This is a genomic window from Empedobacter sp. UBA5924 (genome assembly GCF_002431085.1).
In the GTDB taxonomy this organism is placed as follows: Bacteria; Bacteroidota; Bacteroidia; order Flavobacteriales; family Weeksellaceae; genus Empedobacter; species Empedobacter falsenii_B.
The window spans coordinates 78,143-96,242 of sequence record NZ_DJDM01000017.1 but is presented as its reverse complement, the minus strand read 5'-3'; the positions used below and the strand labels follow the sequence as shown (position 1 = coordinate 96,242).

At 31.3% G+C, this 18,100-nt stretch carries 15 protein-coding genes, 3 tRNA genes and 1 riboswitch; of the genes, 13 read left to right on the top strand and 5 right to left on the bottom strand.

Features of this window, described 5'->3' with window-relative positions:
* Positions 1 to 3 precede the first annotated feature (3 nt).
* Positions 4 to 360: a response regulator transcription factor gene (locus B3792_RS04255; protein WP_221854151.1), complete on the bottom strand. Its 357-nt coding sequence runs from the start codon at positions 358 to 360 to the stop codon at positions 4 to 6.
* Between the two features lie 11 nt (positions 361 to 371).
* Positions 372 to 4,295, bottom strand: a complete 3,924-nt coding sequence (locus B3792_RS04250) for a response regulator (protein ID WP_291068958.1) — start codon at positions 4,293 to 4,295, stop codon at positions 372 to 374.
* Positions 4,296 to 4,834: 539 nt separating this feature from the next.
* Here B3792_RS04250 and B3792_RS04245 point away from each other — a divergent pair.
* The 4 genes from B3792_RS04245 to cobC all read left to right on the top strand — a co-directional run bounded on the left by B3792_RS04245 (position 4,835) and on the right by cobC (position 7,646).
* A complete protein-coding gene (locus tag B3792_RS04245) occupies positions 4,835 to 5,080 on the top strand; it encodes a hypothetical protein (protein WP_291068956.1) in 246 nt (81 codons plus the stop codon).
* A 10-nt stretch (positions 5,081 to 5,090) separates the two neighbouring features.
* A riboswitch (cobalamin riboswitch) is annotated at positions 5,091 to 5,211 on the top strand.
* A 100-nt stretch (positions 5,212 to 5,311) separates the two neighbouring features.
* On the top strand, positions 5,312 to 6,331 hold the full coding sequence (gene cobT, locus B3792_RS04240) for a nicotinate-nucleotide--dimethylbenzimidazole phosphoribosyltransferase (RefSeq protein ID WP_291047138.1): 1,020 nt from the start codon (positions 5,312 to 5,314) through the stop codon (positions 6,329 to 6,331).
* Positions 6,325 to 7,101 carry an adenosylcobinamide-GDP ribazoletransferase gene (locus tag B3792_RS04235; protein ID WP_221854148.1) on the top strand — a complete coding sequence of 259 codons (777 nt, stop codon included), beginning with the start codon at positions 6,325 to 6,327 and terminating at the stop codon, positions 7,099 to 7,101. Before cobT ends, B3792_RS04235 begins: the two co-directional genes overlap by 7 nt.
* Positions 7,086 to 7,646, top strand: coding sequence for an alpha-ribazole phosphatase (gene cobC, locus B3792_RS04230; RefSeq protein ID WP_221854147.1), 561 nt, complete (start codon positions 7,086 to 7,088; stop codon positions 7,644 to 7,646). Before B3792_RS04235 ends, cobC begins: the two co-directional genes overlap by 16 nt.
* 1 nt (position 7,647) lies before the next feature.
* Here cobC and B3792_RS04225 read toward each other — a convergent pair whose 3' ends face one another.
* Together B3792_RS04225 and B3792_RS04220 are read right to left on the bottom strand one after the other, a co-directional pair.
* Complete coding sequence (locus tag B3792_RS04225; RefSeq protein ID WP_280036699.1) at positions 7,648 to 8,364, bottom strand: DUF2071 domain-containing protein; 717 nt, start codon at positions 8,362 to 8,364, stop codon at positions 7,648 to 7,650.
* 3 nt (positions 8,365 to 8,367) lie between these two features.
* Positions 8,368 to 8,742 (bottom strand): hypothetical protein, encoded by a 375-nt coding sequence (locus B3792_RS04220; RefSeq protein ID WP_125350484.1) that lies wholly within the window; start codon positions 8,740 to 8,742, stop codon positions 8,368 to 8,370.
* Positions 8,743 to 8,884: 142 nt separating this feature from the next.
* Here B3792_RS04220 and B3792_RS04215 point away from each other — a divergent pair.
* From B3792_RS04215 to B3792_RS04205, 3 genes are all read left to right on the top strand, one after another.
* A tRNA-Gly gene (locus tag B3792_RS04215) sits at positions 8,885 to 8,957 on the top strand.
* Positions 8,958 to 8,989: 32 nt separating this feature from the next.
* Positions 8,990 to 9,073 (top strand) — tRNA-Leu (locus B3792_RS04210).
* 26 nt (positions 9,074 to 9,099) lie between these two features.
* A tRNA-Gly gene (locus B3792_RS04205) sits at positions 9,100 to 9,172 on the top strand.
* A gap of 118 nt (positions 9,173 to 9,290) precedes the next feature.
* On the opposite strand, the gene B3792_RS04200 is transcribed toward B3792_RS04205, so the two are convergent.
* On the bottom strand, positions 9,291 to 9,602 hold the full coding sequence (locus B3792_RS04200; protein ID WP_219033722.1) for a DUF3817 domain-containing protein: 312 nt from the start codon (positions 9,600 to 9,602) through the stop codon (positions 9,291 to 9,293).
* 138 nt (positions 9,603 to 9,740) lie between these two features.
* On the opposite strand from B3792_RS04200, the gene B3792_RS04195 reads away from it, so the two are divergent.
* The 6 genes from B3792_RS04195 (at position 9,741) to B3792_RS04170 (ending at position 18,087) form a co-directional block, all read left to right on the top strand.
* On the top strand, positions 9,741 to 11,339 hold the full coding sequence (locus tag B3792_RS04195; RefSeq protein ID WP_291068954.1) for a hypothetical protein: 1,599 nt from the start codon (positions 9,741 to 9,743) through the stop codon (positions 11,337 to 11,339).
* A 234-nt stretch (positions 11,340 to 11,573) separates the two neighbouring features.
* A complete protein-coding gene (locus tag B3792_RS04190) occupies positions 11,574 to 12,767 on the top strand; it encodes an aminopeptidase C (RefSeq protein ID WP_221854144.1) in 1,194 nt (397 codons plus the stop codon).
* Between the two features lie 113 nt (positions 12,768 to 12,880).
* Positions 12,881 to 14,449: an NAD(P)/FAD-dependent oxidoreductase gene (locus tag B3792_RS04185; RefSeq protein ID WP_219033725.1), complete on the top strand. Its 1,569-nt coding sequence runs from the start codon at positions 12,881 to 12,883 to the stop codon at positions 14,447 to 14,449.
* Between the two features lie 70 nt (positions 14,450 to 14,519).
* Positions 14,520 to 14,726, top strand: a complete 207-nt coding sequence (locus tag B3792_RS04180) for a hypothetical protein (RefSeq protein ID WP_125349604.1) — start codon at positions 14,520 to 14,522, stop codon at positions 14,724 to 14,726.
* Positions 14,726 to 15,103, top strand: coding sequence for a fluoride efflux transporter CrcB (crcB, locus tag B3792_RS04175; RefSeq protein WP_125349605.1), 378 nt, complete (start codon positions 14,726 to 14,728; stop codon positions 15,101 to 15,103). The genes B3792_RS04180 and crcB overlap by 1 nt, the downstream gene beginning before the upstream one ends.
* Before the next feature lie 71 nt (positions 15,104 to 15,174).
* Positions 15,175 to 18,087 (top strand): M16 family metallopeptidase, encoded by a 2,913-nt coding sequence (locus B3792_RS04170; protein WP_291047143.1) that lies wholly within the window; start codon positions 15,175 to 15,177, stop codon positions 18,085 to 18,087.
* The last annotated feature ends 13 nt before the right edge of the window (positions 18,088 to 18,100 follow it).

The following is an 18,100-nucleotide window of genomic DNA, read 5'->3' as shown; positions in this document are numbered from 1 at the left end:
CTTTTATTTTAATAATTTCTTCACGCGAACAGACAATTCAATAGGGCTAAATGGTTTCACCATAAAATCATTTGCACCCAAATTAAATGCTTCCACCACTACATCTTCTTGCCCTAAAGAAGACAAAATAATCATTGGTGTTTCGGAATTTTTACTTTTTCTAACAGCACTAATAATCTCCAAACCAGACGCAAAAGGCATCATAATATCTGTAATAATCAAATCAATATCTTCATTCTCAATCTTACTGATTGCTTCTTTTCCATTTCGTGTTAAAACAACTTTGTAACCTTCTTTTTTCAGTTTGTGTTCAATTGTTTTTAAAATCAATTCATCGTCTTCGGCAATTAAAATCTGCATAATATTGGTTTTTAAATATTTTTTAAATAGTTAATAACTAATTCTATTTCGGTTTTTACTTTAATAATCAGCTGGTTTTCTTGTAGGTAATTGATCGAAGTTGATTTTTCTATTTGTTCGGTTAAATCAGCCAAAATTGTAAGTCCTGCAGTTTTTGCTGTTCCTTTTACTTTATGACCTAATTGATTTAATCCTTCTAAATTTTGTTTGTTGAAATAAGTTTCAAATTCTTGTACAGATTTTTCTAACTCATTAATAATTATTTCTATAAACATTTTTCTAAACGATTCGTCGTCTTTCGTATAATTATTTATCATAGAAAGATCAAGGTGATTTCCAAAATCGTTGGTTTCATTCTTTTCTTTTTTAGAAAAATCTAACCATTTTTCTAGGACATCAAAAATATCTTTTTCTCGAATTGGTTTTGCTAAGAAATCATTCAATCCAGCATCAAGACATTTTTCCTTTTCGCCTTTTACATTTCCCGCTGTCACTGCTATAATCGGAGTTTCTTGAAAATTATTTAACAAACGAATAACCCTAGTTGCTTCAATCCCATTCATTTCTGGCATTTGAATATCCATCAAAATTAAATCAATCTTATTTTCTTGACAAATTGATACGGCTTCCGCTCCATTCGCAGCCGTATACAAAATAGAATTTGGTGCAATATTTTTGATAATCTGCTGATTTAAAGCCATATTAACTAAATTATCATCAGCAATTAAAATATGAAATTGTTTCGAAAAATCTTGCGAAATTTCTTCTTGATTTTCAATTTCTATGGTTTGAATTTCTTTCGAATCAATAATCGTTTTACGCAGCGTATCAAACAATTCTTCAGACTTAATTGGTTTCAATAATCGCGAAGTAATTCCCAATTCTTTTGCTTTCTGAATTAGATATTCATCCTCAGAAGAACTATGCAATAATACTAAAGGAATTTTTGTATTCTTAGTTACAAAATACTCTTTTATTTTCTGAATTGTTTCTAAACCATTTAAAACTGGCATGTGATAATCCATCAAAATAACATCGTAAACATTGCCATTCAAAACTTTCTGAAGCGCTTCCATTCCATTGTTCGCAATATCAGACGTTATATTTTTGAACTGCAACATATGCTGCAAAATCATTTGATTACTTTGATTATCATCTACAATCAACACATGATTTATTTCTTCCAAATGATCAAATTGTTGCTCAATATTATATTCGTAATCAACTTCTAAATCAAAGAAAAATGTAGAACCTTTATCTATTTCGCTTTGCAATTCTAGATGACTTCCGAAATAATTTAATAATTTATTCGAAATTGTTAAACCTAAACCTGTTCCTCCGAAACGTTTACTAACAGTACTATCCTCTTGTGTAAATGCATCAAAAATCTTGGCTTGTTTTTCTGGTTTTATACCAATTCCTGTATCACGAACAGAGAATCTCAGTTTTGCTTTTTCTCCTTTCACAATTGGTTCAACTTGACTAATTTTTAGTTCTATTTCTCCACTATCCGTAAATTTCACAGCGTTTCCAAGTAGATTAATTAGCACTTGTTTCAATCGAGCTTCATCAATCCAAATAAATTGAGGTAAATTATTATCTATATTCAACAACAATTCAATTTTTTTGTTTTCGGCTTGATAAAGAATCACATTGATTACTTGATTTCCTAACTCGAACAAATTATTTTTTTCTATCGAAACATCCATTCGACCCGATTCAATTTTAGAGAAATCTAAAATATCATTTATTATTGACAACAATGAATTTGCAGAATCATTAATAAAATTCAAATATTGTTTTTGAGTCGGATTAAGTGGCGTTTTCAACAATAAATCAGAGAAACCAATCACACCATTTAAAGGTGTTCGAATCTCGTGACTCATATTTGCTAAAAATTCAGACTTTGCCTTACTAGCGAGTTCAGCATTCTTTTTGGCTTTTTTAAGTTCTTTATTTTTCTTGACAGATTCTGTTATATTTTGCGAAAACATAATCAGACCACCAATCTGTTTTTTGTTGATATACCACGGATGAATCGCCCAGGAATAGTGTTGATCCGTATCATATTTTGGTGTGCGATAAATCATATCTTCATCCGAATAACTTTCACCTTGCAAACAAGCGTCATAAATCGCTTTTCTTTCTGCTGGAACATTGTACATTTCATAATGAGATTTTCCGATCACATTTTTCTTTTTTACAACAAATTCATCACACCATTGATTACTCAAAGTTAGATAATTCATATCCTTATCAAACATTGCAACAGATGCAGGTACATGATTAATAAATGTTTCGAAAATAGCTTTTTGTCGAGCCAACTCTAACGTATAACGTTTTCTCTCATCAATATCCTGAAAAGTTCCAAAAACGCTAACACATTTTCCATTTACGAACTCTGGAATTCCTTTACATCTTACCCAAATTGTTTTTCCTTTTTGGGTAACTATTTGCAACTCCATATCATATCCGATTCCTTTTTCTACCGCATCTCTAAAAGCTTTCTTTATTTTTGGATAACTACTTTTTGCTTCATAAAAATTGAGTGAAGTTTCTACATTTGGTTCATAATCTAGTTCAACTTCATGGATTTTTTTCGTTATATCAGTCCAAATTAATTCTTGCTTAACTAAATCGTATTTCCAACCTCCAACATTGGCAACTTCGTACGTATGATCTAGTAACTGACGAACACGATTAAGATCTCTTTCCAACAAAGTCCTTTGTGTCATATCAACTGCAGTACTCATTACAACAGGATTTCCTTCGTTATCTTTGTCCAAAATATTATTGTATAACCAATATGTTAACGAACCATCTTTCTTAATCAAGCTCATTAAACCAGAATCTTGCTTTTTACTTAAAATCGTCTCTATATAGATTTGATATTCTTTTTGATTAGATTTTGGGATTAATTTTTTAAGATCCAAATCTTTCGATTCTTCTTCAGTATAACCTATCAATTCTAAACCTTTTTTGTTAATGGATAAAATATTACCATCCAAATCGTGAATCGTCATTAAACCAAGCGAAGAATTGAAAAAATTTCTAAACTTACGTTCACTGTTTTCTAGTTCCTCCTTTTTAGAGTTTTCAAGTGTAATATCTCGTCCAAATAAGAAAATCTCGTTATCATACGAAGTGTTTAATTTAGTATACCATTCAACCATTTTTTCTTCTTTCGTTTCTATTGAACACATCAAACATTTGAAGTCAATAGAACCTGAATTAGTTTTCAAATCAGCCAAAAACATTTGAACTTTTTTCTTATCCTTTTCCGAAACAAAGTCTAAGAAATTTTTTGAACGAATTAATTGGTCATTTTTAACTTCTAAAACTTTTTTAAAAGCTGGGTTAATTGATTTCAATACACCATTAATATCAGCAACTCCAATTAAATTATTCGAAATTTTATAGATATTTTGAAAGTAAGCAGCGTCTTTTTTTCGTTTTTTACTGACCAATAATTTTGTAATATTTTTCCCTAATTGAATCAATAAATTGCGTTGTTTTTCGTCTAACGTTCTTGGATAATGATCGTTTACACATAATGTCCCCAAAACATTTCCATTGTCATCAATCAACGGAACACCAGCATAAAACTTAATATTTGCAGCTTTTACTCCAGCAATATTTTTTGCAGGTTCAAATTTCGTCACATCATCAATCACCAAAATTTCTTCTTCCATTAAAGAAAATTGACAAATAGTTTGTTGACGTGGAACAATATCTACATCTATTCCACAATTTGCTTTAATCACTTGATAATTTTCATCAAAAATAGAAATTAACGCAATTGGCGCATTACAAATCAAACTCGCAGCATTTGCAAAAACCTCCAACTCTTCGTCTTTATCATGTCCTTGCAAATTATAATCGTAAACGGCTTGCAATCTTTGCTTTTCGTTCGTTGGGATGTGAAAATTTTCCATTAAAAATTGATCTTATTTAAAAGGTAAGTAGAGGTGGTTAAAGATATTACATAAATCCAAATATTCTAAATCTATTATTTCTAAAAATAAAATCAACCTTTTTATTCATAAAATCATCTCTATTATAACTCTAAACATTAAAAAATATGAAAAATCCAATTCCTTCCAAAAAGAAATTAACAAACAATAATTTCTGTACAAAATGTCAACATAAAATCACTGACTTTTCTAATTTGACAAATGACGAAATTTAGAATGAATTTCAGAAAAGCAACGTTCATTGTGGTATTTTTCATCCAAGTCAATTAGGTCTAAATCTTTTTAAGAAAACGATTTATAATGTCATGATTTTTTCTGATTTTGAATTAATTAGTACTTTAAAAAAAAGATCAAAAACCTAATACAGCTTGCTATATCTATCCATTACCGATCTATAATTCTATAGAAAATGAATCGATTGAATTTAAAATAATTGTTACTTAAAGTTCGAACACAAGAATTCAAAGTTTTCCAATTTACAATTATTAATTAATGGTGAATTGATAGAACGAACTGTAAAAATTGGTAAAGAATACACCATAAAATCCCATGTTCTAAAAGGTTTGCCAATTGATATTCGACTAGCTTCAATCGAAAAAAACATAGAAAATAATAAAAATTATACAAGCAAAAATCTACCAAAAAAACTAAAATTGAATGGAGCAGATTTCGTAGCGGAAGAAATTATTATGGGAGATATTTCAATAGAACCAACAATACAAGGAATAATGGCTATTAAAAAATAGTTTTTTTGCTTTTATGATTATTTTCTTACCTTGCTAACACAAAAGGGAATCGAGTGCAAATCTCGAGCTGTCGCGCAACTGTAAGTAGAGAAAAACTATAAGCCAGACCACTTTTTAGATGATGCTTTCGCGATTGAAGCTCAATCAAAACTACATATATTTTATTATTTGTTGAATTGATTGCACTTGATTTCGAAAGCATTTTTTTATTAAAATTTAGTTTAGTATAAAATGCAAAAAGAAGAAATTCAACACATTATTGATCTTAAAACAAAACCGCTTGGAGCTTTAGGTTTATTAGAAAAAATCGCACTTAAAATTGGTTTGGTTCAGCAAAAAAATCATTTAGAATTAATAAAACCTCATCTGATTGTTTTCGCTAGCGATCACGGAATTGCACAATCTGGTGTTAGTGCGTATCCAGCAGAAGTTACGCCTCAAATGGTTTTAAATTTCCTAAATAATGGAGCAGCTATTAATGTTTTTTGTAATCAAAATGAGATTAATTTAACGATTGTTGACGCTGGTGTAAATTATGATTTCGAGGATTATTCGGTTTTGAAAAATTGTAAAGTAGCCAAATCAACCAAAAATTTCTTGCACGAACCTGCAATGACCTTAGATCAATTGGAACAATGTTTTGATTATTCGAAGACAATTGTGAACGAAATCGCTCAAAATGGAACAAATATTATTGGTTTTGGCGAAATGGGAATTGGGAACACTTCTTCTGCATCGATGCTTGTACACTATTTAACCGATTTACCGCTTGAACAATGTGTAGGACGTGGAACAGGTTTGAATGATGAGCAATTACAAAATAAAATCAATATTCTAAATGAAGCGAAGAATACACATGGGAAAATTACTGATCCAAAAGAAATTTTAGCCACTTTTGGAGGTTTTGAAGTTGCTCAAATGACAGCTGCAATGTTATCTGCTTATGAACATAATATGTTGTTGATGATTGATGGATATATTGCTTCGTCTGCGATTTTGGTTGCGTCTAAATTAAATCCAGAAATTTTAAACAATACAATTTTCTGTCATCAAAGTGATGAATCTGGACATCAATATTTATTAAATTATTTCAACGAAGAACCAATTCTGAACATCAATTTGCGAGTTGGTGAAGGAACGGGGTGTGCGTTGGCTTATCCAATTATCAAAAGTGCGGTAAATTTCTACAATGATATGGCGAGTTTCGACTCTGCAGGCGTGAGTAACAAAGAAACTAAAGTGAAATGCTAAAAAAAGAAATCACTTATTTTTTAACCGCATTGATGTTTTTTACGCGAATTCCGATTCCGTTCAAAATTCCATATAGCAACGAAATCATGAATCAATCACAGAAATACTATGCAGCGATTGGTTTATTGGTTGGCGCTTTTAATGCATTGATTTATATGATTTGTCAATTTATTTTACCTATTGATATCGCCATTATTATCACAATGATTACAAGCGTTTTGTTGACTGGAGCCTTTCACGAAGATGGTTTCACCGATGTTTGCGATAGTTTTGGAGGTGGTTATGGCAAAGAAAAAATCTTGACAATTATGAAAGATAGCCGAATTGGAGCTTATGGTGTAATTGGTGTTATCTTATTGTTGTTATTGAAATTCACATCACTTCAACATATTGCAGAAAATAATTTTTGGTTGATAATTTTCAGCTTGATTGCAGCACATTCGGTTAGTCGCTTTTTTTCTGGAATGATGATTTATACACACGAATATGTGACAGATATCGACAAAAGTAAATCAAAACCGATGGCAAATAAAGCACTTCCAATAAAAAATCTTATCATTAGTTTTCTTTTCTGTCTTGTGCCTTTTATTGTTTTTGGCGAATGGAAATTCTTGTTGATATTACCACTTTGTTACATAGGAAAAGTTTATTTGGGCTGGTATTTCAAAAAATATATTGGTGGATATACAGGCGATTGCTTGGGAACTGTGCAACAAGTTACCGAAGTTTTGTTTTATCTTGGCGTTTTAATTCTATGCAAGTTTCTGTAATTCGACATACAAAAGTTAATGTTCCTTCATCGGTTTGTTACGGACAAACTGATGTGGAATTAGCTGATACTTTTCATCAAGAAGTAGTACAAATTCATACTAAGATCGAAAACGACTTTGAGATAATTTTTTCAAGTCCACTGAGTCGCTGTCAACGATTAGCAGAAACTTTCTCGAATGAAATTATTTTTGATGAACGATTAAAAGAATTCAATTTTGGAGATTGGGAAATGAAATCGTGGAACGAAATTCCTTCGGAAGAAATAGAACCTTGGTACGCCGATTTTGTCGAAACTAAAACACCAAACGGCGAATCAATGCAAGATATTTCTACGCGACTTTTTGATTTTATGGACGAGTTACGAAATGCTCAACACGAAAAAGTGCTGATTGTTGCACATGGTGGAATCATCCGTTTGATGTGGTGTTATTTGTTGCAAATACCAATCAAAAATGCATTCAAAATACCTATAAATTATGGTGAAATGTTTCAGTTTAATTTAGGAAAAACAAATGAGGAAGATTTTATTTTGAGCAAAGAATAAACTACAAACATTTTATCTTTTCTAACGACTTCCATTCATGTTCGATATTGGTCATCAGAATTGCGTTATCAAACTGAACAGAACCTTTTAGAAAGATTGTTTCATTTTCAAAAAAACTTGATTTCACATGTAAAACTTCCAAAGGTTCTACTCCCCAATTATAGGTTTCGAGTTTTAGACCTTCAAAATTATTTCCATTTGGAGAATAACCGACAGAACCATTCTCGAAGAATTTTGAAACTTCATTCAACGTTTCGAAAATCGAATTCGAATTAAATTCAACAGATTTTTTTGCATCAATTTCAATTCGTGTATCGTCAGAACTCGTGAAATCTAAATGATAATTATCGTTTTCTTCTATAACATTAAACTTCGCAAAATAATGTTTCCCAGGAAAAACTCGACCACCAACAAGCGTATTCAATTTTAGAGAAGTATCTCTCATCGGGATATATACACCTTCTTTTGTCACACCATTTTCTTCCCATTCAACCGCGATTCGATGCGCTGCATTTTCAGAATTCACTCCTACAAAATCAGGTAAACCTTTTGGTTTTATATCTTTTAATCGAATCAAACAGATTCCAGCAATTGCTTTTCCTTTGTACAATTTTGGACGAAAAGGTTGAGGTAAAATCGTCTCAATATAGTGTGATTCTACACAAAAATTGATTAACATTCTACGTTCTATAATACCATAAATTGTAGGGATTTTCATAATTTATTCTTTGTAAGTTGTTTCTTGTATTTTCCAATAATTCAACGTCAAATTATCACTATATTTTAAATAAAGTTTAATTTCTCCATTTTGATCAATTTTACCAATTTTTTCTTGAATTAAATAAACCTCCATTTTATCTAAAATTTCATCAGGCTTACCAATCAATTTATAAACCTCATTTTTTGAAGTTCCATTTGAATTATATGAATCAAATTTTAAAACATTATTAACCAAATCATCCAACATCTTATAACGATAATTTTGTCCGTAAACTCCTTCCTCAAAAGGAATCCATTTATCTGATTCAAACTTTTTCTTAGAATTACAACTCATCACAAGAAGAAAAACACCACAAAAAATAAATAATTTCTCCATAAAATAATTCAATTCCCTAATTTCTCAAAAAAAATCAACAAGTCAAATATTTCAAAATTAATTTATTAGAAAAAAGTTGTAAAATTTATTCGAAAAACACTTGCAAAAGTAATATTAATGACCTTATATTTGCACTCACAACGCGGGAATAGCTCAATTGGTAGAGCGTCAGCCTTCCAAGCTGAATGTTGCGAGTTCGAGTCTCGTTTCCCGCTCTTTGAAATATTAAATTCAAAAATCAAATTTTGCCTTGGTGGTGGAATTGGTAGACACGCAGGACTTAAAATCCTGTGTCCATTAGGACGTGCGGGTTCAAGTCCCGCCTGAGGTACTTTTTAATTTGATTTGAAAATTTACGCGGGAATAGCTCAATTGGTAGAGCGTCAGCCTTCCAAGCTGAATGTTGCGAGTTCGAGTCTCGTTTCCCGCTCTGTAAAAGCCGAAGATTAATCTTCGGCTTTTTTTATTTAGAAAAATTTGATTCCTAAAACATAAAAAAACCTCAAACAATCACGTTTAAGGTTTTACTTTTTTATCTAATCGTTGTCTTATTTCGCTTCTTCAGCCAACATTTGTTTATATTTTTTGCCTTCGATTAATCTTTTTTCTGCCCAAATTGTTCCTCCAGGAATAACTGCTGCGATAAAAAAGATCATAAAAATTTTCCAAGACCAATTGTATTTTTCTTTCAATAAATAAACCAATATAATATAAGCTATAAACAATCCTCCGTGTACGCGTCCTGCGTATGTTACCCATGTCGGATCTTCCCAAATATATTTCATTGGCATTGCGATAAAAAACAAAACTATCGCAGAAATAGCTTCTAAATATCCAGTAATTTTAAATAATTTCAACATTCATCTTAAATTTGAAGTCAAAAATAATTTTTAATTTCCACATGAACACTAATAGATATCAGTAAAACAAATACTTAACATCTATTTTATACGTTATTATAAGCAACAATGCGATTTTTAGGCTACATATTCTTCTTTTTGATCCAAACTATTTTACTTTTTGGACAAGAAAAAACATATCATTTTTTACGATATAATGATGATACAAAATCGTATACAAAAGATTTCGAAAGCAAAAATCTTGATTCATCTTTAGATTCGCTTCAAAAAACAGGTTATTATACTTTGACGATTGATTCGATAAAAAATGAAAAAGTTTATCTAAATAAAGGAAAATTGTACCAAACAATTTGGGTGAAAAACAATGAATTGTTCGAAAATAAAAATAATTATTTCCCAACAAATAATTTAGATTCTATTCTAAATAAAATAGCAACAACCAACACTAATCAAGGTTATCCGTTTGCGCAAATAAAACTTGTTCCAAATGGTTTTGAACAAAATGAACAGAAAATTGAATTGGTTTTAGACAAAGGAAATCTGCGAACAATAGATGGTGTAAAATTGGTTGGTTACGAAAAATTATCCAAAGGTTATTTGCGTCATGGACTCAATATAAAAACTAGCGAAGTATACAATGAACAGAAGTTGGCAACAATTTCGACATTAATGCAACAAACCAATTATATTGCAGAAGCGCAATTACCACAAACTTTATTTAAGCCTGATTCTACGATTTTATATTTGTATCCTCGCAAAGTAAATTCAAATTATTTTGATGGTGTTTTAGGTTTTGGAACAGATGATAACGGCGATTTTAGATTGAACGGAAATGTACAACTTTCGTTGAACAACGTGTTCAATAGTTTGGAAGAAATCAGGTTAAATTGGATTGGAACAGCAAATAAAAATACGTCGTTGAATATTGGTGTTAAAGTACCTTATTTGTTCAAATCTGCGATTGGTTCGGAAACGAATTTCAAGCTTTTCAAACAAGATTCTGTTTTTGTGAATTTAGATTTTTCGGAGCGATTATTTTATCAACTCAACCTCAACTCGAATATTGGTGTAAGCGGAATTATACAATCGTCTAACTTTTTGTTGGAAGATGATTCCTATCTAAAATCGAGCTACGACGATTATTCGAAAATTGGTTTTGGTTTGAGTTATCACTATTTCCTGAAACATCCTTTTCGTTTGATGGAAGGAAAATCTATGTTGAATGTTGTGGTAAATTCGATTCGTAAAAAGGAAAAGAATTTTTCGTGGACAGAAGATTTGGAAAATAAAACCGTCAATCAAATTGAAGTTGGTCTAAAAACATTTCGTTTATTCGAATTGTCCAAAAAACATTTCTTAAAAGCTGGTGCAGAATTTAGAGGTTTGCTCACGAAAGACGATGATTTCTCCGAAAACGAATTGTACAGAATTGGTGGTTTCGGAAGTTTTAGAGGTTTTAACGAAGAAAGTATTACAACAAATATGTACGGATTTTTGAGTGCAGATTATCGTTTTGTTCCAAGCGAAGCATTCTATATTGGACTTTTCGCCGATTATGGTTTTATAGATAACAAACGCGCAAATCTGAATACGTCTTTGTTAAGTTTAGGAACTGGAATTTCTTTTTTAACTAAAATGGGAATTTTCAATTTGAGTTATGCAGTTGGTAAAACAGACGAAACTTCATTCGATTTTAAAGAATCTAAAATCCACTTTGGGATATTAAGCCAGTTTTAAAAAAACATTACAAAGTTTATTTATCTGTAACCTACATTTATTTAAATCATATCTGTTTGTAATGTCCGTAAAGAAACTTTTATCACAAACAAGTCTGTTTTAATTTACCAAACGTACTGTGTGAATGAATACTAAGAATTTTTATTAAAAAAACTTTAAATTTTTATAGGTTTATTGTTAACATTTTCGTGAAATTAGCTACTTATAAAATACTCACACAAAATAAATTTAAAAATGCGTAAAATTTTTTATCCAGTTTTAGCTTCAGCTTTATTTTTAGCTTCAGCTCAATTGGTGTCTGCACAAGACAATTTAGTTAATTCTTTGAACAAAAATGTTAGTGAAAATAGTAAAGAAGCTTTCAAATTTACTGACGTTATCAATTTAGCTAAAACTCCAGTAGAAAACCAAGGTTCATCAGGAACTTGTTGGTCATATTCAGGAAATTCTTTCTTCGAATCAGAAATGTTAAGAATGGGAAAACAACCTATTCAATTGTCTCCAATTTTCAATGCGAGAAATACATATGTTGAGAAAGGAAAACAATATGTTCGCATGCACGGTGCAACAACTTTAGGTGACGGAGGTTCTTTCTATGATGTTTTGAATACAATCAAAAAATACGGAGCTGTTCCAACTGAAACTTACACAGGTTTGAATTACGGAACAAAAACAAATCAATTTGGTGAAATGGCTGCAATTCAAGAAGGAGTTTTGAAAGCGGTTGTTGCAAATCCAAATGGTAAATTAACTCCAAACTGGGAGAAAGCCTATACAGCTGTTTTGGATAGCTATTTAGGAGAATATCCAAAAGAATTCACATACAACGGAAAAAAATACACACCACGTACATTTGCTGATCAAGTGGTAGGAATTAATCCAAACGATTATGTTGCGATTACATCTTTTAAAGATCACGACTATTACAAACCGTTTGTATTAGCGATTCCTGATAACTGGGCGTACGAATCTTTCTACAATGTTCCGATGACAGAGATGACTGATAACATTGATTATGCTTTGAAAAACGGATTTACAGTTGCTTGGGCAACAGACGTTTCTGAAAAAGGATTTAGCTGGAAAAATGGTGTAGCGTATGTACCAGAAGTTGATTTTGCAGATATGAATGCGCAACAAAAAGCAGATATGTTCAAAGGTCCAAAACCAGAAAAAGTAATTACAGAAGATATGCGTCAGGCTGCTTTTGATGATTACCAAACGACTGATGACCACGGAATGCACATTGTTGGTATTGCAAAAGATCAAAACGGAAAAGATTACTACATCGTGAAAAACTCTTGGGGTTTAACTAACGATTACGAAGGATATCTTTATGTAACAAAAGCTTTTGTTCAGTACAAAACAACAAATATTTTAGTTCATAAAAACGGTGTTCAAAAACAAACGTTGAAAAAATTAGGATTATAATCTTAATTTATATAATAATGAAAAGCTGTCTTATGAGACAGCTTTTTTTGTTTAAAAACGAATATTTCAAATGGTTTGATGTACTTTTGCAGTCTAATTTTTAGTCAATAAATATGCCTCAAAATGTAACAATACGCATATCTCCTACAGAAGCTGCAAACGAGAAACTTCTGAAACAACGTTTAGCATCTGCTGTTAAAACAAAACCAGAGAATATCAATGCTTACCAAATTATTCGTCGCTCTTTAGATGCACGAAGCCGAAATATTATTTCCCAATTACAAGTCAATGTTTTTGTAAATGAAGAATTCTCTGATGCTTTCGAGTTTCATCCAAATCTTCAAAATGTAGAAAACAAACACGAAGTTTATATTGCTGGTGCTGGTCCTGCTGGATTATTTGCTGCGTTAGAATTAATAGAACAAGGTCTAAAACCAATTATCATCGAGCGTGGTAAAAATGTTCGTGATCGTCGTCGTGATTTAGCAGCAATGAATAAAGAAGGAAAAGTAAATCCTGAATCAAACTATTGTTATGGCGAAGGTGGCGCTGGAACTTATTCGGACGGAAAATTATATACGCGTTCTACAAAACGTGGAAACATTCTGAAATCATTGCAATGGTTTGTCCATTTCGGTGCAACAGAGCGTATTTTACAAGAAGCGCATCCACATATCGGAACAAATAAGTTACCTGGGATTATCGCCAACATGCGCGAAGCAATTATCGAATGTGGTGGTGAAGTTTGGTTTGATACAAAACTAACGGATATTATCATCGAGAATAATCAAATCAAAGGAATTGAAATTAATCATGATAAAAAAATTAAAACTTCTTCTTTGATCTTAGCAACGGGACATTCGGCTCGTGATATTTTCAGAATGTTAGATGAAAAGAAAGTTTTAATCGAAGCAAAACCTTTTGCATTAGGCGTTCGTGTAGAACATCACCAAAGTTTGATTGATTCTGCTCAATATCATTGTCCAATCGGAACAGAACGCAACGAATTTCTTCCGCCAGCCTCGTATTCATTAGTTTCTCAAGAAGCAGGTCGCGGCGTTTTCTCTTTTTGTATGTGTCCCGGTGGAATTATCGCGCCCGCATCTACAGACGAAGGAGAATTGGTAGTAAATGGTTGGTCACCTTCTAAACGTGACGGATTCTTTGCAAACTCGGGAATGGTTGTAACAGTTGATGAAAAAGATTTTGCTAAATATGGTTTTACTGGACCTTTGGGTGGAATGAAGTTTCAACAAATGGTCGAGCAAAAAGCGTGGCAAGTTGGTGAAGGTAAATTAAAAGCTCCCGCACAACGAATGACTGATTTTGTTTCAGGGAAATTATCCAATTCATTAAATGATTGCTCGTATTTACCAGGTTTAACATCAGGTTTATTGAGCGAAGTTTTACCAAAAGAAGTTCATCAATCTTTGAAATTAGGTTTCCAAACATTTGGTAAAAAAATGAATGGTTACTATACCGAAAATGCAAATATTGTGGCAACAGAATCAAGAACTTCTTCGCCTGTTCGTATTCCGAGAAATGAAGAAACCTTAGAACATACGCAAGTTGCTGGTTTATTTCCTTGCGCTGAAGGAGCTGGTTACGCTGGTGGAATTATTTCTGCCGCAATGGACGGAGCAAAAGTTGCAATTGCTGTGAAGAATTTTATCGGAAAATAGTTTTATATTTAATACTCAAAATAAAATACAGATGTCAAGCTGAACTTGTTTTAGCTTCACATCTTTAGGAATGATGAATTTAGAAAAAGTAAATAATTTCAAATTTTTATTGATTTCAGTAGTACTGATTTTGATAGGTTATTCAATCAACTTAATCGGTTGGAATATTGGAACAATTACAATTGCTTATTTTGGATTAGGTTTATTCTTTTTAGGAATTATTTCATTCATCATTTTACTATTTTTAGCTTTAATTAAAATTGTTAATAGAATTTAATGAATCTCTTAAAATCTATACTATTTGTCGGTTTAGGTGGCGCTTTTGGTAGTGTTGCAAGATTTTTAATTTCGTACGGAATCGGAAAATATTATTCACAACCTTTTCCATTTGCTACGTTTTTGACAAATATTATCGGTTGTTTTTTGATTGGCACTTTATATGGATATTCAATCAAAAATGGTTTAGGAAATACCTATTTCAATTTTTTACTGATAACTGGATTTTGTGGAGGTTTCACGACATTTTCAAGTTTTTCGTATGAAAATTTCAACTTAATTCAACAACAAAATTACATCACACCAATTATTTATATTTTTTTGAGTGTACTCATTGGTTTACTCTTTACAATGATTGGTTTTAGATTAACAAAATAACTCTATATCGAAAATAGTTTTCTCTTATTCGTTTTAATGTATTACTTTTAAGCAACTTAAAAAATTAATACATGAGGAAATCTATTTTGATCTGCGGAATCATTTTTGGTTCTGTATTTACTCACGCACAATTAAAAACAGTGAAAAAAACTGACAATAAAGGATATACCTACGAAATGGTAGAAAATGATCCTTCGAATACAAGAATTTATACGCTAAAAAATGGTTTGAAAATCTATTTGGCTCAAATAAAAGACGAACCAAGAATCCAAACTCATATAGCTGTAAAAACAGGTTCTAACAACGATCCAGAAGACAATACTGGTTTGGCTCACTACTTAGAGCATATGGTTTTTAAAGGAACTTCTAAAATTGGAACACAAAATTGGGCTGTTGAAAAACCTTTGATCCAACAAATTTCAGATTTATACGAACAGCACAAAGCAGAAAAAGATCCTGCAAAAAAAGTAGAAATCTATAAAAAAATTGATCAAGTTTCGCAAGAAGCATCCAAATATGCTGTGGCAAACGAATACGATAAATTAATTTCATCTTTGGGAGCATCAGGAACTAATGCACATACATCTTTAGAAGAAACAATTTATCATAATAATATTCCGAATAATGAATTAGAGAAATGGTTAACAGTAGAATCTGAGCGCTTTAGTGAATTAACTTTACGTCTTTTTCATACTGAATTAGAAGCCGTTTACGAAGAATTTAATCGTTCACAAGACAATGATGGACGTTTAGTTTTTTATAAAATGATGGAAACATTGTTTCCAAAATCGCATTACGGAACACAAACAACTATTGGAACTTCAGAACATTTAAAAAATCCATCAATGGTTGCAATTCATAATTATTTCGATAAATATTATGTAGCGAGCAATATGGCTGTGATGTTGATTGGTGATTTCGATTTTGATACGGCTGTTCCAATGATTGACAAATATTTTGGAAATTATGCTACAAAAGCAGCTCCTGCACAATATGTTGCAAAAGAAGAGCCGATTAAAACAATTGTAACAAGCGAAGTTTTTAGTCCATCTTCGGAACGTGTTCAGTTTGCTTACCGTTTTAACGGAGCAAAAAGTTCTGATGCAAAATATGTAACATTAATTGATTATATTTTAAGTAATTCTACAGCTGGATTAATCGACTTAAATATCAATCAACAGCAAAAAACATTAGGAGCAGGAAGCTCTTCTTCTTTCTTTAGAGATTATGGTATGCATTCTTTTTCTGGATCTCCAAAACAGGGACAAAGTTTAGAAGAAGTACGTGATTTATTAATTGCTCAGATTGAAAAAATCAAAAAAGGGGAATTTGATGATTGGATGATAGAAGCAGTTGTAAATGATTTAAGAAAATCTCGTATGAAAAGCTGGGAAAATACTCGTTCTTTAGCAGCAAGTTTGTACAAATCATATATCAATGATGTTCCTTGGGCAGAAGTTGTCGATCAATACGATGATATGGGTCGTGTAACAAAGCAAGAACTAATGGACTTTGCAAAGAATAATTATACGAATAATTATGTAATTGTTTACAAACGTCAAGGTGAAAACAAGGATTTGGTACGTGTTTCGAATCCTGGAATTACGCCAATTCAATTGAATCGTGATGCTGAATCTACTTGGTACAAAGATTTCATGAAGATTAAATCAAGTGAGATTAAACCAGTTTTTGTTGACTTCAAAAAAGAATTGAACGAAAGTAAAATCAAGAATGCAAAATTCACTTCGATTCAGAACAAGACAAACGATATTAGCTCTGTTTACTATATCGCGGATATGGGATCAGACAATAACAAAAAGCTTGGTTTAGCGATTAATTACTTAAATTATTTAGGAACGTCCAAATATTCGCCAGAAAACTTGAAAAAAGAGTTTTATAAAATTGGTGTTGATTATGGAGTTAATCCTGGTACAGAAAGAACTTCTGTTTATATCACAGGTTTACAAAAGAACTTAACAAGCGGAATCAAATTATTTGAACATCTTTTAAGTGATGCCGTTGCAAATAATGAATCTTACCAAGAATATGTGAAAACAATCTTGAAATCAAGAGAAAATTCAAAAAAGAACAAAAACGTGATTTCTTCTTTGTTGAACACTTATGCGCAATATGGACCAAATAATCGCTCGAGAGATATTATTTCTGAAGCTGATTTGAAAGCTATTGATCCAAAAGAATTAACGCAAATCATCAAAGATTTCTTTAATTACAAGCACCAAATTTTCTATTACGGAAATAATGAAGCGGAAACGAAAAAAGCAATTGAACAAAATCATAATTTCGGGAAAAATTTAGATTATCCTAAGAAAAAAGAATATCCACAACCAGCTACAGATGGCAAAGTATATTTTGCTCCTTACGATATGGTACAAGCGGAAATTAATTTCTTTGCTCGTGATACTAAATATGATCCAACTTTGTTGACATCTACAGGAATTTTCAATGAGTATTTTGGTGGAGGTTTGTCATCTATCGTTTTCCAAGAAATTCGCGAGTCTAAATCATTGGCTTATTCTGCTGGTTCTTATTACATTAATGCAAATAAAAAAGATAATTACAATTATGTAAGAGCTGTAATTGGAACACAAGCAAACAAATTGCCACAAGCTGTTGACGCAATGAAAGAATTAATGAATAATATGCCAAAAGCAGAAAATCAATTCAATAATTCTAAACAAGCAGCACTTAAGCAAATCGCTACAAGTCGTTATACAAAAGCAAATGTGTTCTTTTATTGGTTATCATTACAAGATAAAGGTCTAAATTATGATATCAATAAAGATATTTACGATCAAACATCTAAATTAACATTAGAACAATTGGATCAATTTTTCCAAAAACATATCAAAGGTCAAAACTTCAATGTTGGTTTAATTGGTAAGAAAGAAAACTTAGATTGGCCATCTGTTGAAAAACTTGGACAAGTAAAAGAATTAACGTTAGAAGAGCTGTTTAACTACTAATAATCAGAAATTA